This is a genomic window from Patiriisocius marinistellae (assembly GCF_009014635.1).
Classification (GTDB): Bacteria; Bacteroidota; Bacteroidia; order Flavobacteriales; family Flavobacteriaceae; genus Patiriisocius; species Patiriisocius marinistellae.
This window is the reverse complement of sequence record NZ_BKCF01000007.1, coordinates 1-14,125: the sequence shown is the minus strand read 5'-3', so window position 1 is coordinate 14,125 and position 14,125 is coordinate 1. Positions and strand designations below refer to the sequence as shown.

The 14,125-nt window shown below is 34.5% G+C and carries 12 protein-coding genes and 1 tRNA gene; 5 read left to right on the top strand and 8 right to left on the bottom strand.

Annotated features, from left to right (window positions below; genetic code table 11):
- Window positions 1-18: 18 nt before the first annotated feature.
- The 3 genes from GB234_RS13875 to yaaA form a co-directional block, all read right to left on the bottom strand.
- Window positions 19-2,136, bottom strand: coding sequence for a T9SS type A sorting domain-containing protein (locus GB234_RS13875; protein ID WP_151895188.1), 2,118 nt, complete (start codon window positions 2,134-2,136; stop codon window positions 19-21).
- A 99-nt stretch (window positions 2,137-2,235) separates the two neighbouring features.
- Window positions 2,236-2,901, bottom strand: coding sequence for a uracil-DNA glycosylase family protein (locus GB234_RS13870; RefSeq protein WP_151895187.1), 666 nt, complete (start codon window positions 2,899-2,901; stop codon window positions 2,236-2,238).
- A gap of 2 nt (window positions 2,902-2,903) precedes the next feature.
- A complete protein-coding gene (yaaA, locus tag GB234_RS13865) occupies window positions 2,904-3,665 on the bottom strand; it encodes a peroxide stress protein YaaA (RefSeq protein ID WP_151895186.1) in 762 nt (253 codons plus the stop codon).
- A gap of 333 nt (window positions 3,666-3,998) precedes the next feature.
- Between yaaA and GB234_RS13860 the strand changes: the two genes are divergently transcribed.
- Window positions 3,999-5,750 (top strand): T9SS type A sorting domain-containing protein, encoded by a 1,752-nt coding sequence (locus tag GB234_RS13860; RefSeq protein ID WP_151895185.1) that lies wholly within the window; start codon window positions 3,999-4,001, stop codon window positions 5,748-5,750.
- A gap of 52 nt (window positions 5,751-5,802) precedes the next feature.
- Here the strand turns inward: GB234_RS13860 and GB234_RS13855 are convergent, their stop codons facing one another.
- Together GB234_RS13855 and GB234_RS13850 are read right to left on the bottom strand one after the other, a co-directional pair.
- Window positions 5,803-6,852: an RluA family pseudouridine synthase gene (locus GB234_RS13855; RefSeq protein ID WP_151895184.1), complete on the bottom strand. Its 1,050-nt coding sequence runs from the start codon at window positions 6,850-6,852 to the stop codon at window positions 5,803-5,805.
- 3 nt (window positions 6,853-6,855) lie between these two features.
- Window positions 6,856-7,404 carry a PASTA domain-containing protein gene (locus GB234_RS13850; RefSeq protein WP_308645070.1) on the bottom strand — a complete coding sequence of 183 codons (549 nt, stop codon included), beginning with the start codon at window positions 7,402-7,404 and terminating at the stop codon, window positions 6,856-6,858.
- A gap of 162 nt (window positions 7,405-7,566) precedes the next feature.
- Between GB234_RS13850 and GB234_RS13845 the strand changes: the two genes are divergently transcribed.
- Together GB234_RS13845 and coaD are read left to right on the top strand one after the other, a co-directional pair.
- The gene (locus GB234_RS13845) at window positions 7,567-8,550 is read left to right on the top strand and encodes a D-alanine--D-alanine ligase (protein WP_151895182.1); all 984 of its coding nucleotides are present in this window, start codon (window positions 7,567-7,569) and stop codon (window positions 8,548-8,550) included.
- A 13-nt stretch (window positions 8,551-8,563) separates the two neighbouring features.
- Window positions 8,564-9,004: a pantetheine-phosphate adenylyltransferase gene (coaD, locus tag GB234_RS13840; RefSeq protein ID WP_151895181.1), complete on the top strand. Its 441-nt coding sequence runs from the start codon at window positions 8,564-8,566 to the stop codon at window positions 9,002-9,004.
- A gap of 154 nt (window positions 9,005-9,158) precedes the next feature.
- Here the strand turns inward: coaD and rpsT are convergent, their stop codons facing one another.
- The 3 genes from rpsT to proS all read right to left on the bottom strand — a co-directional run bounded on the left by rpsT (window position 9,159) and on the right by proS (window position 11,060).
- The gene (gene rpsT / locus GB234_RS13835; protein ID WP_151895180.1) at window positions 9,159-9,410 is read right to left on the bottom strand and encodes a 30S ribosomal protein S20; all 252 of its coding nucleotides are present in this window, start codon (window positions 9,408-9,410) and stop codon (window positions 9,159-9,161) included.
- 26 nt (window positions 9,411-9,436) lie between these two features.
- Window positions 9,437-9,508: transfer RNA gene (locus GB234_RS13830), tRNA-Glu, on the bottom strand.
- 79 nt (window positions 9,509-9,587) lie between these two features.
- Complete coding sequence (gene proS / locus GB234_RS13825) at window positions 9,588-11,060, bottom strand: proline--tRNA ligase (RefSeq protein WP_151895179.1); 1,473 nt, start codon at window positions 11,058-11,060, stop codon at window positions 9,588-9,590.
- Between the two features lie 102 nt (window positions 11,061-11,162).
- Here proS and GB234_RS13820 point away from each other — a divergent pair, with 102 nt between their 5' ends.
- On the top strand, window positions 11,163-12,221 hold the full coding sequence (locus GB234_RS13820) for a hypothetical protein (protein WP_151895178.1): 1,059 nt from the start codon (window positions 11,163-11,165) through the stop codon (window positions 12,219-12,221).
- Between the two features lie 34 nt (window positions 12,222-12,255).
- Window positions 12,256-13,770 (top strand): OmpP1/FadL family transporter, encoded by a 1,515-nt coding sequence (locus tag GB234_RS13815; protein ID WP_151895177.1) that lies wholly within the window; start codon window positions 12,256-12,258, stop codon window positions 13,768-13,770.
- Window positions 13,771-14,125 lie beyond the last annotated feature (355 nt).

Here is a 14,125-nt window from a genome sequence, read left to right as displayed (position 1 = left end):
TTACTGAGTGAGTACTAATTATTGCACTATCAATTTTTTAGTTGCGGTCCCTTCATTGGTAGTTATTTCAACTAAATAATTCCCTGTTTTTAAACTACTAACATCAAATTTATTTTCTGTAGTTGTTAGCACTATTTGACCAAGTAAATTTAAAACTTTTAACTTAGTCACATTTGTTGATACATTAACAATACCCGAAGATGGATTAGGATACATTGACACATTGGATAAGCTATTTGTTCCTATTCCTAAAAGCTCGTTAACTATAACATCAAAATTACACGTAACAACATTCCCAGCTGCATCTGTCGCAGTAATTATAACTTGCGTTGTTCCTAGACCTACCATAGTTCCTGCAGCAGGAGTTTGTGATATTGTTGAGCCTTGGCAATTATCAGTAACAACCACTAAACCGTTATCATCATAGTTAGGAATTTCATACATATCATTAGCATCTCCATCTACCATTTGCTCTACAGGACATGTAACAACAGGATCTTCTACATCATTTACTGTAACGTCAAATGAGCATGAACCTACATTTCCTACAGCATCAGTAACTTCATAAGTAACTGTTGTTGTTCCTACAGGAAACTCAGAACCACTTGGCAAACCAGATGTTAGAGCAACTCCAAAACCTCCTGTAGTATAAATTATATTTCCATTAAAATTTCGTGGTGAGAAATTATCTAAAAAAGGATATTCATTACCTCTACCTTCTAACACTTCTAAATCTGTATTAGAAACTAATACCGCACCTTCCGTCACACCATTTGTATAGCTTACGTCTGCACCGGTACTTGTTACATAAAATGCATACGTCATTCCAGCTTCAAGAGATACCATTAAATCTAGATCAAGAGGCGTTGCGACATCTGGACCATTAGAAGTAACACCAGCAACAGAACCCACTAACGTCCAGTCTCCTGGATTTTGTTCAGACCCTGCATAAGATCCTGTTTTAAAATATACCTCAAAATCTCCACTTGCTGAAGTTAAGTTTACATCAAAAGATTTTATTGTAATATTATTTAATGCATTTATATCAAACATATTTCCATGAAATCCATTTCCACCTAAAAAGCCCGTTGTTATTGTTGTTTCAGTTATGGTAGGCTCTGGACAATTGTCAGAAAAAATAATTGGATCATAAGTAACCACAGCTCCACAAAGTCCTGCTTCATTATCAACATTTATATTTGCTGCACATACAACAACTGGTGCCTCAGCATCTAGTACAGTTACAGTAAATGTACACATACTCATGTTTCCTGCCGCATCTGTTGCCGTGAACGTAATATCTGTATCACCTAATGAAAAAGTACTTCCACTAGCAGGTCCTGCAGTTTGAGTTACTGTTGGATTAGGATCAGTATCATCTGTTGCTGTTGCATCCATAAATGATACAATTGCATCACAGAGACCTGCATCATTATCCATCATTATATTAGTAGGACAGGTTATAACTGGAGGTGTTGTATCTATTGATGATGTTCCTGTAATAACAATATCATCCATAGCAAAATCCTCATCACCAGAATTTAAATTAATACTCACTCTTACATCAAGCAATGAGCCAGTTCCTGTCATCGTTTTTAAAAATGTAGCTGCAGCATCACCCATTAATCCACCATCACCTGTACCATCAAAATTAGTATCTTCTCTAAAAAAACCATTATTTGTTCCACTTGAAAAGTCTGCTCCTACAAATGATATAAGATTTTGATAACCGCCACCATCAATTTGATATTCAAATAAAATAAAATCTGCCTCGTCAATATCTCCAGGGGAATCAAAAAACTCAGCAAATGCACCTGAAAAATTTAAATCTGTTAATCCTGCTATATCAAGTCCCGTCCACTGAACAGTAATAGGCAAAGTAGCACCTTCACCATCAAGGTCCATTCCTGTTAAAAAACCTCCTGTAAATCCTGTATATGCTTTTAAAGCACTAGGAACAGTCCCTGTACCATAATCATCAACTCCTCCAGCAATACCAAGGTAATCACCATTTCCGTCAGAAAAAAAACCTGAAGATGTTGTAAATCCAGTTGCATCATCAAATGTTTCATTGAGGACTTGCCCAAAGGAAACCGTAAATGCACATAATAATAGTAGTGTAAAAATTTGTCTCATAATTATATTTTTAAATTATAAAAACAAAACTAAGAATATTTAAACCTTTCTAATAAACTCATTGAATATTATCGATGAAAGTTTACAATAACATAACAATCAGACCAAAAAGAAAGGTCGATATTGTTCAATTCGGAAATCTATTGTGTTTTTCTTCGGAAATTTTTGTTTCATTTCTTTATAAGCAAGCAAACTACCCACAGCTCTATTTGCAGCTCCCGAAGGTGCCGTTAATGAAACCGTTTTAATAACTCTATTTGAATCTGGAAGTTTAAATTGATGAATTCGTGGCACCTTATTATCAACAAGCTCTAGTTTTAGATTATATAATTTTAAATGTCTTCTAAAAAAATATTCTGGTCCATTTTTACTATTGCCCCCAGTAAATAACAAAGTGTCAATCTTTGGAAATTTCCGAAGAACAGAAACTACATCCCTAAATTCAACATCCTGCATTCCTACATCACTGGCGTCAATTTTTTCTCGCATTGCAGACGCTACAATGTCACAAATACCAATATTTTCTCTGAGTAAAAAATCCTTACGCTGGTCAATGGCATATTGCGTAGTTTCAAATTTTAAATCCAAATTAAAAATAGCATCAAGTATAGGCCATAATTGACCGTCTCGACTTCCGTAGCAAAAATTGACATCACGTTCTTTTAAATCCCCTGTCGTAAATCGTGGAGGAGGCAACGTACCTACAATTAATTTTGTAGCAGCCTCATTAATAAATGGCGGATATGGATGTTTATGATGAAAGATAATTATCTTATAAAAACAGGCGCATTTGGACTCTCTGTGTATTCCTCACTGTAACGATACTCATCATAATCAAAGCCTTTAATATCCTCTAGTGTTTTTGCATTTGTATCTATGATATAACGAGCCATACTCCCTCTTGCTTTTTTAGCAAAAAATGAAATAATTTTAAGTTTCCCATTTTTAAAATCTTTAAAGACAGGTGAAATAACTTGATTTTTAAGAAGTTTAGGGTTTATCACTTTAAAATATTCTTGACTTGCTAGGTTTACAAAAAGTTCGTCTTCTTCTAATTCTTCATTTAAGCTCTCAGTGACTTTATCACCCCAAAACTCATAAAGATTTTTCTTTCTATTAATACTCAAGTTTGTGCCCATTTCAAGACGGTAGGGTTGCATTAAATCTAATGGTCTAAGCACTCCATACATTCCGCTAAGAATACGGAGCGTATTTTGCAAGGTGTCAATTTTTTCTTCCTTAATAGTATATGCATCGAGTCCCGTGTAAACATCACCTGCAAATGCAAATGCAGCTGGCCTAGCATTACTTTTAGTAAAAGGCACATTGAAATCCTTATAGCGTTGATAATTTAACTCAGCAAGTTTATCACTAATATGCATCAACTCACCCACAGCTTTTTTTGATTTTCTTTCAAGCTTTGCATTAAGCTTTTCAGCTTGTTCTAAAAATTTAGGCTGAGTGCCTCTTGTTGTAGGCAATTTACTTTCGTAATCTAATGACTTAGCTGGTGATACTACTATTTTCATTTTTCTGTTTTGGAATGTTCCTTATTAAATATATTTCAAATGCTTCGGAAATATAACACCTTTTCACACTCTTTTATTGAATAAAAGCTATTGATTTATTAAAATTTCCGAAGAAAAAAACCATCAATTTATGTAAGTAAAGATACTGTCACAATTTGAAAGTAACCAAAAATTTATATCGAGGTAATTTATCTAATTATAAAGAAAACTGAATCTACGACAACAAAAATTACTACCATCATCAATAAAACAAAACTCATAATTTAACAGATATCTAACACTTCTGTTAAGATAAATTTAAGAATTTTAGCAAAAACATTTAAACTTCCTATTATGAAAATTAAAAAACTACTAATTTCTTTTGGTGCAATTCTTTCAATATTTCCGTTAGTCGCTCAAGAGAGAATGGGTAAAAGAGCTACTTTACTTGAAGATGGCACTATTACTACAACTGATATTGTTTTGCCAGCACAAGAAAAAAATAGAGTTGCTGCAGACTTATTATTCTCTTTTGGTAAACCAGCAAACCAAGGAATTAAAAACTCTAGAGGTGTTACGCTTGCAGATTTAAACGGCGACGGAGTGGACGAAATTTTATACGGTATTGATACTACGCTATTTGCTTTAAATGGAGATGGTACAATCTTTTTTGAAAAACCAGTTGAAGGGCCCATTTTATTACCACCAAGTATTGCAGATTTAGACGATGATGGAACTCCAGAAATTATTTTTAACACTGGATATCCCACAACCGTAGGTCGTGTATATGTAATGGATAATACTGGGGAGCCACTTCCTGGATGGCCTGTAAATTTTAATGATAAATGGATGATTAACGCGCCAGCTATCGCAGATGTTGATGGAGATGGAACGTTAGACATTGTAACCGGAGAACGTTTTGGTTCAACACAAGGATTTGTACACGCATTAAATATTGATGGAAACGAGATTAATGCAGGTTGGCCTGTTTCGCTTCCTGCAACACCTGCATTTACACCATCAATAGGAGACATTGACAATGATGGAGATATGGATGTCGTTATTGCAGCATCCTCAGCGGGCATGTATGCTTTTGACAGTAGCGGAGCTATCTTACCTGGTTTTCCATTAGTTGATGCAACAAAAAGATATTCATACCAATCACCTATGCTAGTTGACCTTGACGGAAATGAAACACTTGAAATCATTGGTGCTAATCATGGAGACTCTCCTGGCTTTTATGTATTAAATTCTGATGCAACATATGCTCCCGGATGGCCAATTGTTATTGACGAATGGACTTACTCTACTCCTACTGTAGTTGACTTAGAAGATGATGGAACGTTTGAGTTATTCTTCGGAAATAGGAACACTAGTAATGATGGAACTCCATTACCCACTATCTATGGACAAGCACCAGATGCTTCAAACTTAGCCAATTTTCCAGTTGAGAATTATGGTGGAAATGAAGGTGTAATTACTATAGCAGACATCAATGAAGACGATGTGCCTGAAGTTATATTTTCAAGCGTAATAACAGATGCTGATGGCATGGGGTTTCTTCATGCATACTCAGTTGATGGAAGTGGTGAAATTGACGGATTCCCTCTACGCACTCCTGGGTTTACATTTCTTAATGGAGCAGTTCTTGGGGACGTTGATAATGATGGAATGATGGATTTAACGGCTAATTCTTACAAACTTAATTTTGGTGTAACAGTAGACTCAACATTTGTTAATACATTTAACTTAAACATTCCTTATGATGAGAGTAAGATTTTAAGCAATGGTTACAAAGGAAGTAATTTGCGTGACGGTTTATTACACGAAGCACTTTTAGGGATTTCTGAGAATGATATTAACTCTAACCTTACTATTGCCCCTAACCCTTCAACAGGTGTTGTTCAACTTTCAGTACCTTTTGACATCAATAATGCAGCAATAAAAGTACATAGCATTAGTGGTAAATTATTATTTACTGAAACTGCAAACATTCAAAAAAACAATCCATTAGAATATGAATTTAATGCATTCACAAACGGAATTTATTTTATTACCGTAGAGAATGGCTCATCTTCATATACCGCAAAATGGATTAAAAAATAGACAACTATTAAACACCACAAAAAAATCCCGAAGCTCATCACTTCGGGATTTTTTATTCTACACTATTCTTGGAATAATTTCGCCATTTTTCGAGGCATTGTTCTATATCATCTGGAATTTTACTTTCAAAACGCAGTGTCTTTCCTGTAGTGGGATGCACAAATCCTAAGGTACGTGCATGTAGTGCTTGTCGCGGTAATACTTTAAAACAATTATCTACAAACTGTTTGTACTTTGAAAACGTAGTTCCTTTTAATATACGTTCACCCCCATAACGTTCATCATTAAAAAGTGTGTGACCTATGTGCTTCATGTGAACACGTATTTGATGTGTTCGGCCTGTTTCTAATCTACAAGAAACTAACGTAACATAACCTAGTTGTTCTAATACTTTATAATGTGTTATAGCAGGTTTGCTACGTTCTAGATCTTCATCATCAAGATACACTGTATTTTGTAATCTATTTTTAGGATGACGCCCTATATTACCTTCTATCGTACCTTCCTCTTCTGCTACCGCACCCCAAACCAATGCAACATATTCTCGCTCTGTAGTTTTATTAAAAAACTGTTTTGATAAGTGAGTCATTGCTGCTTCTGTCTTAGCTACCACAAGTAAACCACTTGTATCTTTATCTATACGATGAACTAATCCTGGGCGATTGCTGCTATTGTTAGGTAAATTGTCAAAATGGTATACTAATGCGTTGATAAGAGTTCCGCTATAATTTCCATGTCCTGGATGCACAACCATTCCCGGCTCCTTATTTACAACAAGTACATCATCATCTTCATATACAATATCAATTGGTATGTCTTGAGGTGTTAACAACAACTCATAAGGTGGATGTTCAAAAAGCACTTTAATTACATCATTAGCTTTTACTTTATAACTAGATTTTACAGCAACATCATTAACATGAATATTACCATCTTTTGCAGCTTTTTGAATGCGATTACGGGTAGCATTCTCTACTTTATTCATTAAATATTTATCAATGCGTAGCGGCTGCTGCCCCTTATCTGCTACAAACTTAAAATGCTCATACAAATCATCATTCCCCGTATCTTGGTTTTCTGGCCCTTGAGTTTCTTCTATCATTTTTTAATTTTCATCAATATTTTCATCTTCCTGCACTCTATTCAATGAACCATCACCTACGATGATATCTATTTCTGATGTTTTCTCAATCGCATCTCCAACTTCAATTTTTGAACCATTGTGACGCAACTCTAAAACCTGGTCGCTAATGTGTGGACGTTTTGAAATTTTACCAATTTTAAACCCCATTGCCAACAATGTAGGCTCTGCTTGGCGCAACGTCTTCCCCTTAACCTGTGGGATACCTATTTTAGCATAACCCGATGGATTTAAAGCTAAATAAATCTTTCTATTTTCTTTAACTAGATGACCAGCCTTTGGCACCTGCTCAATTACCGAGTAGCGTGGAAAATCTGGATTATAATTAGCAGAGTCCATGATTTCATAACGTAAATCAGAATCATCTAGCACCTCTTCAACTTTATCCAGCGTCATTTTTGACAAGTTAGGAACTTCAATAGACTGCCCATGATTTGTAGTGAATTTTAACCACCATAAAAGCAAAAATGTCAAGGCAATTAAAACAACTAATGCGTAGAGTAACTGCTTCAAAAATGCTTTGGTAAACAAAAATTTAAAAAAAGACATAGTAAAGGATTAAGATGCAAAAATATGAAACCTAAAGTTAGTATCTTTCTACCTTTATAGAATATTTTTGTAGTTTAAAATTTCCGAAGAAAGACAGTGTTAAAACGAAATAATACGCAAATTGTTATGAGTAAAAAAAATATAGCGATTGCCATGGGCGGCTATTCTAGCGAGTTTGAAATTTCGCTAAAAAGTGGTAACGTCGTAGCAGAGTCACTTGACAAGAATAAATACAACATATATCACTACCATATTTTAAAAAATAACTGGAAATGTGTATTGCCTAACGGCGAACATGTTTTAATAGATAAAAGTACATTTGGCTTTACCTTCGGAAATGAGACCATCATTCCACATGTTGTATTTAATACCATTCACGGTACACCTGGCGAAGATGGATACCTTGCGGCATATCTTGAAATATTGAACATTCCACAAACGAGTACAGGATTTTATCAAGCTGCCTTAAGCTTTAACAAACGAGACTGCCTATCTGTTTTAAAGAATTTTGGGGTTCATTGCGCAACTTCTTTTTATATTAATAAAGGTGACGCGATAGACCCAGAAATTATCATAGCAAAAGTAGGATTACCTTGTTTTGTTAAACCCAACAGAGCTGGTTCTAGTTTTGGTATTTCAAAAATTAACACAACTGAAGCCTTATTACCGGCAATAGAAAATGCATTTAAAGAAGACACAGAGATTATTATAGAAAGTGCTCTAGTAGGCACAGAGGTTTCTATAGGAGTTTATGAAAGCCCAGAAGGCTTAAATGTTTTAAACCCCACAGAAATAGTTTCTGAAAATGAGTTTTTTGATTACGAAGCAAAATATCTAGGCAAATCGCAAGAAATTACTCCCGCAAGAATTTCGGCTTCCGAAACAAAAAATGTAAAGAATGAAGCCTTAAAGATTTATAAAATTTTAAATATGAAAGGAGTTACAAGAAGCGAATTTATTATTCAAAACGGAATTCCATATTTTATTGAAACCAATACAACCCCTGGACTTTCAAAAGAAAGTATTATCCCCAAACAAACCGCTGATGCAGGTATTTCACTACAAGACTTCTTTGGTATGCTAATTGAAAATGCCTTGGCAAAAAAATAATTACATTTAGACTATGAAAAAAGCTGTATTCCCGGGTTCATTTGATCCTATTACCTTAGGACACGTTGATATTATTAAAAGAGCATTGCCCCTATTTGATGAAATTATTGTTGCAATTGGAACAAATGCTTCAAAAAAACATATGTTTTCACTTGAGGAACGAATGAAATTTATTACAAATGCTTTTAAAGGGCAATCAAAAATCAGAGTTGCAACTTATGAGGGTTTAACAGCAAATTTCTGTAAGGAGCAAAATGCACAGTTTATTTTAAGAGGATTAAGAAATCCAACAGATTTTACCTATGAGCAAACTATTGCTCAAGCAAATGAAAAAGTGAATGGCGTGGATAGTTTGTTTTTAATCGCTAGTCCAGAATACTCTTATATATCTTCATCAATTGTAAGAGATATTGCGAGAAACCAAGGAGATTACAGTGCACTTGTGCCTCAGTAATTAAAATTAAAATCTAGAGAACTATTTATTAATTTTCTCTCCCTATTTAATATCACCTAATTTACTAAAGCTACTTCAACACTAATTACATATTATTATATAAAAAAAACGCTTCTAGTTTCCTAGAAGCGTTTTTTTTTTAAACAACAATAACTTATAGCGCAGCTACATGTTTAGCCATATTTGACTTTAAGTTAGCAGCTTTATTGCTATGAATAATGTTTTTCTTAGCAAGTCTGTCAATCATAGACTCTACAGAACCTAACATTTTTTCTGCTTCTTTCTTGTCTTCTAATTCTTGAAAACGCTTCATTGCATTACGAGCAGTCTTGTGCTGGTAACGATTACGTAAACGTTTTGTTTCGTTACTTCTAATTCTCTTTAATGCTGACTTATGATTCGCCATAATTTTATTTTGTTTACTTTAATTTGTAGTCCGTAGGGGAATCGAACCCCTGTTACATGGATGAAAACCATGCGTCCTAACCCCTAGACGAACGGACCAGTTTTTGCTATTTGCGGTTGCAAAGATACAGTCTTTTTTGAATGCTCCAAACTCAAAATAACTTTTTTTTAAAAAAAATTAATAAGCTTTTGCAAAAAGCACTTTTCTTGCAGATGGTTTTCCTGTAAAAATACAGGTTCCTGACTCATTGTCCCCATCTAAAGGAATACATCTTATCGTTGCTTTAGTCTCATTTTTAATTCTGTCCTCTGTCTCAGTGGTACCATCCCAATGAGCAAGCACAAAGCCCCCTTTTCCTTTAATTACCTTTTTAAACTCATCGTAGGTCTCTACAGTTGTAGTATTTTCTTTTCTATGGTTAATAGCCTTATCAAATAAATTATTTTGAATTTCATCCATTAGAGCTGTGATATTCTCCACAATTGCCTCTTTAGGCATAACTTCTTTACTCAATGTATCCCTCCTAGCTACTTCAAAAGTTCCATTTTCTATATCTCTAGGCCCAATAGCTATTCTTACAGGTACACCCTGTAGCTCGTATTGATTAAATTTCCAGCCCGGCTTTTGAGTATCTCTGTTATCATATTTTACTCTTAGTCCTTTTGCACGCAGGTCTTTCATTAAACCATTTGCAACTTCACTAATTTGCTCTAATTGCTCTTCGCCTCTGTAAATAGGTACAATTACAACTTGATGTGGAGCAAGCTTAGGCGGTAATACAAGACCGTTATCATCACTATGAGTCATAATAAGCGCCCCCATTAATCGTGTAGACACACCCCAAGATGTCGCCCACACATGTTCTTGTTTTCCTTCTTTTGAAGCAAATTTTACATCAAAAGCTTTAGCAAAATTCTGTCCTAAAAAATGCGATGTACCTGCCTGTAATGCTTTTCCGTCTTGCATTAACGCTTCAATACAATATGTTTCCAAAGCACCCGCAAAACGCTCGCTTTCGGTTTTTAATCCTTTTACAACAGGCACTGCCATATGAGTTTCTACAAATTCAGCATAAACATTCATCATCTGTTCTGCTTCAGCTATTGCCTCCTTTTCAGTAGCATGAGCTGTATGTCCTTCTTGCCAAAGAAACTCCGCTGTTCTTAAAAATAAGCGCGTACGCATTTCCCAACGTACTACATTTGCCCATTGATTAATTAACAAAGGTAAATCCCTATAAGACTGAATCCATTTTCTATAAGTATCCCAAATAATAGTTTCAGAAGTTGGACGAACAATTAGCTCTTCTTCAAGCTTAGCATCTTCATCCACTATTACACTCCCATCATCTGCCGTTTTTAATCTGTAATGTGTTACAACAGCACATTCTTTTGCAAATCCATCAACGTGACTAGCTTCTTTACTAAAATAAGATTTTGGAATAAAAAGTGGAAAATATGCATTTTGGTGACCAGTCTCCTTAAATTTTCGGTCCAATTCAGCTTGCATCATTTCCCATATTGCATACCCATATGGTTTTATCACCATACACCCTCTAACCCCACTGTTTTCTGCAAGGTCAGCTTTTATGACAAGTTCATTGTACCATTTAGAATAATCATCTTCTCTACTTGTTAAGTTCTTCGCCATAAGCTGTAAGTTTGGCACAAATGTTGCGACCTATTTATATGTTAGTATGTTTCGACAAAACTAATTATTTTTATACGTTTCAACAATTAAAACAGCACCGTTATGCAACTCATTTTATCCATTCTAAAGAAAACAACCCCCTCATTTGCGATAGGGTTATCCGCTCTACTTTTTGTATCCTGCGGAACACATCAAGATAGCGATTATAATGCTAACGATGGTATTTATAATAGCGACAATCAATTTTCTAGCAAATCTGATGATAATACATCAAAAGATTCTTACTATAAACAATATTTTAACTCAAAAACAGATTCTTATGAAGATTTGCCTGACGAAGGTGCAATATTCACAGATATAGATGCTTATCACACTACCGAATCAATAAATAAAGAGGGAGAAATTATTATTGAAGAAGTTGATAATGAAGATTATGCTTCTTGGGGAGAAAACTCGGGAGAAGTTGTTGTTAATGTTTATAACAATAGCGGTTATTATGGAGGTTACTGGAATAGGCCTTACTGGTGGTATGGTTCAGGATGGGGGTACTCAAGTTACTGGCGTGGTCCCTACTATGGTATTGGATTTGGCTGGGGATACCCTTATTATGGATATTACGGCTATGGATACCCAATTTATAATGGAGGTTATTACAACAATTATTACAATCCTTACTACGGGAATGCATACAATGGTTATGCTTACACCAGAGGAAGAAGAAGTTCAGATTATTACAACGGACGTACAGTAAACAGCACCCGAAATTATAACGGGATAAGAAGTAATAGAGATATGGCAGAAAGGGGAAGAAGAAACACAACTAACGCAAGATTTTCTAGAGAGAGTAGAAACAACAATGTTTCTAGAAGCTCAAGAACTTCAACATATCGACCTAATAGCCAAAGTTCTAGAACTCGTCCTAATGCATCATCAACTAGATCAAGAAATACACGTACGTATAGACCAAATACTACTACTAGAAGCACGAGACCTACAGTTCAGTCTAGAAGAAGTAGTTCCTCAAGATCAAGAGTAAATACTTCACGTTCTTCATCACCAACAAGATCTTCATCAACTAGAAGTTCAAGAAGTGGAAGTAGTCGCTCAAGCGGCACGTCAAGAAGTGGCGGTAGTCGTAGAGGTGGCGGAAGAGGAAATTAAACTTTATTTAATTAGTTATTTTAAAAAATAAATTATGAAAAGAATTTTATTCTCATTCATGATGGTATTTGCTATGACCCTCATGAACGCTCAAGATATAAATGATGCACTTAGGTATTCGCAAGATGGCATTTTTGGAACAGCAAGGTATCAAGCTATGAGTGGTGCATTTGGCGCTTTAGGTGGTGACATTAGTGCAATTAGCACTAACCCTGCTGGAAGTTCTGTGTTTTTAAAATCTGAAGGTGCGGCAACTTTAGCATTGAATGATAAAGAAAATTCAACCACTTTTTTAAATAATAATCAAAAATCAGTAGAGACTGATGGCAATCTTGGTCAAGCAGGTGCAGTCTTTGTTATAAAAAATAGAAACGAAGAATCTGATTGGAAAAAATTTACTATTGGATTAAATTATAATGCAGCTAAGAATTATGATAATGAAATTTTTGTAAATGGCACAGGAAATAACTCACTTGCTAACTTTTTTGTAAATCAAGCAAATGGAGTTTCGTTAGATTTATTAGAATTACAAAACAACGAAACAATCTCAAGCCTTTATTCATTTTTAGGAAACACAGAAGGAACCACTGCACAAAATGCTTTTCTTGGATATCAAGGTTTTATTTTTGATCCTGTTAATCCAACAAACTCAAACAATACAGCATACTCATCAAATGTTGCTAATGGACCAGTTCAACAAGAATATTTATTTCTTTCTGAAGGTGTTAACAGCAAACTAACAATCAATCTATCTACTCAGTTTACAGATAATTTTTATTTTGGTATTAACCTTAATTCACATGTTATCGACTATGATCAGAGCACACTAATTAGAGAACGCAATTCTAACACAGGGAGCACAATTAGTCGCATAGGTTTTGAAAATAATTTATCTGTATTAGGATCAGGATTTTCAGCTCAAATTGGAGCTATTGGAAAATTTAACAACCTAAGAGTTGGTCTTACATTCGATACTCCTACATGGTATCAAATTTCCGAAGAAACAAGTCAACGGCTTAGCTCAACGAGACTCGAAGACAATGAAAATATTTTAACTATAGTCGATCCAAATATAATTAATATTTTTGAAGACTATTACCTAAGAACCCCCGGTAATTTATCAGCAAGTGCTGGATATGTTTTCTCAAACAAAGGACTTATTAGCATCGATTACTCCTACAAAGACTACGGAAATATAGAATTTGACACTGAATTTAACGATAACGTTTTTAATAATCAAAATACCCAAATAAACAACAACCTTCAAGGAGCTTCAACCATTAAAATAGGTGGTGAATATAGAGTCAAAAACTTTAGTCTTCGAGGTGGATTTAGATATGAAGAAAGCCCATACGCTAATGAAGACATTATGAGTAGTTTAAGCGGTTTTTCACTAGGACTTGGTTATAATTGGGGTCGTTACAACATTGACGCTTCCTACGCAAGAGCTGAACAAGACAAATTAGAAAGTGTTTCTGGATTAACAACTCCCATAAAAGTCAATACAATTTACAGTAATGCTGCATTAACATTTGGCTTTAAATTTTAAATTGTTTTTTTATTCCGAAATATACCACTTTAAAGCAATAACTATTTATTAAAATTAAAGACTGAATCAATTAAAGGTTTGGATTTTCAATCGAAAATTCAAACCTTATTTTTTGAACTAAATCACCCTTAAATTTAACATCCAAAACTTTTTAAGTCGCTACTTAATCATTGCAAATTAATTTCGAATAAGCTATTTAAAATAACAAACAACATAAATTACCTATATTTTTCTTCGGAAATTTGAGCTACATAAAAATTGAAGTGTATTCATTGCTCTTCTCTTAAAACAAAACCCCCGCTACAGTATATTGTAACGGGGGTTGTCGTTTTATAGATATTGCTTAAAGCCTTTT

Excerpts from the sequence above, each read along its gene's own strand:
- GB234_RS13875 (WP_151895188.1), bottom strand. The coding sequence starts at position 2,136 with ATGAGACAAATTTTTACACTACTATTATTATGTGCATTTACGGTTTCC.
- yaaA (WP_151895186.1), bottom strand. The coding sequence starts at position 3,665 with ATGAAAATAGTAGTATCACCAGCTAAGTCATTAGATTACGAAAGTAAA.
- GB234_RS13860 (WP_151895185.1), top strand. The coding sequence starts at position 3,999 with ATGAAAATTAAAAAACTACTAATTTCTTTTGGTGCAATTCTTTCAATA.
- GB234_RS13855 (WP_151895184.1), bottom strand. The coding sequence starts at position 6,852 with ATGATAGAAGAAACTCAAGGGCCAGAAAACCAAGATACGGGGAATGAT.
- GB234_RS13845 (WP_151895182.1), top strand. The coding sequence starts at position 7,567 with ATGAGTAAAAAAAATATAGCGATTGCCATGGGCGGCTATTCTAGCGAG.
- coaD (WP_151895181.1), top strand. The coding sequence starts at position 8,564 with ATGAAAAAAGCTGTATTCCCGGGTTCATTTGATCCTATTACCTTAGGA.
- rpsT (WP_151895180.1), bottom strand. The coding sequence starts at position 9,410 with ATGGCGAATCATAAGTCAGCATTAAAGAGAATTAGAAGTAACGAAACA.
- proS (WP_151895179.1), bottom strand. The coding sequence starts at position 11,060 with ATGGCGAAGAACTTAACAAGTAGAGAAGATGATTATTCTAAATGGTAC.
- GB234_RS13820 (WP_151895178.1), top strand. The coding sequence starts at position 11,163 with ATGCAACTCATTTTATCCATTCTAAAGAAAACAACCCCCTCATTTGCG.
- GB234_RS13815 (WP_151895177.1), top strand. The coding sequence starts at position 12,256 with ATGAAAAGAATTTTATTCTCATTCATGATGGTATTTGCTATGACCCTC.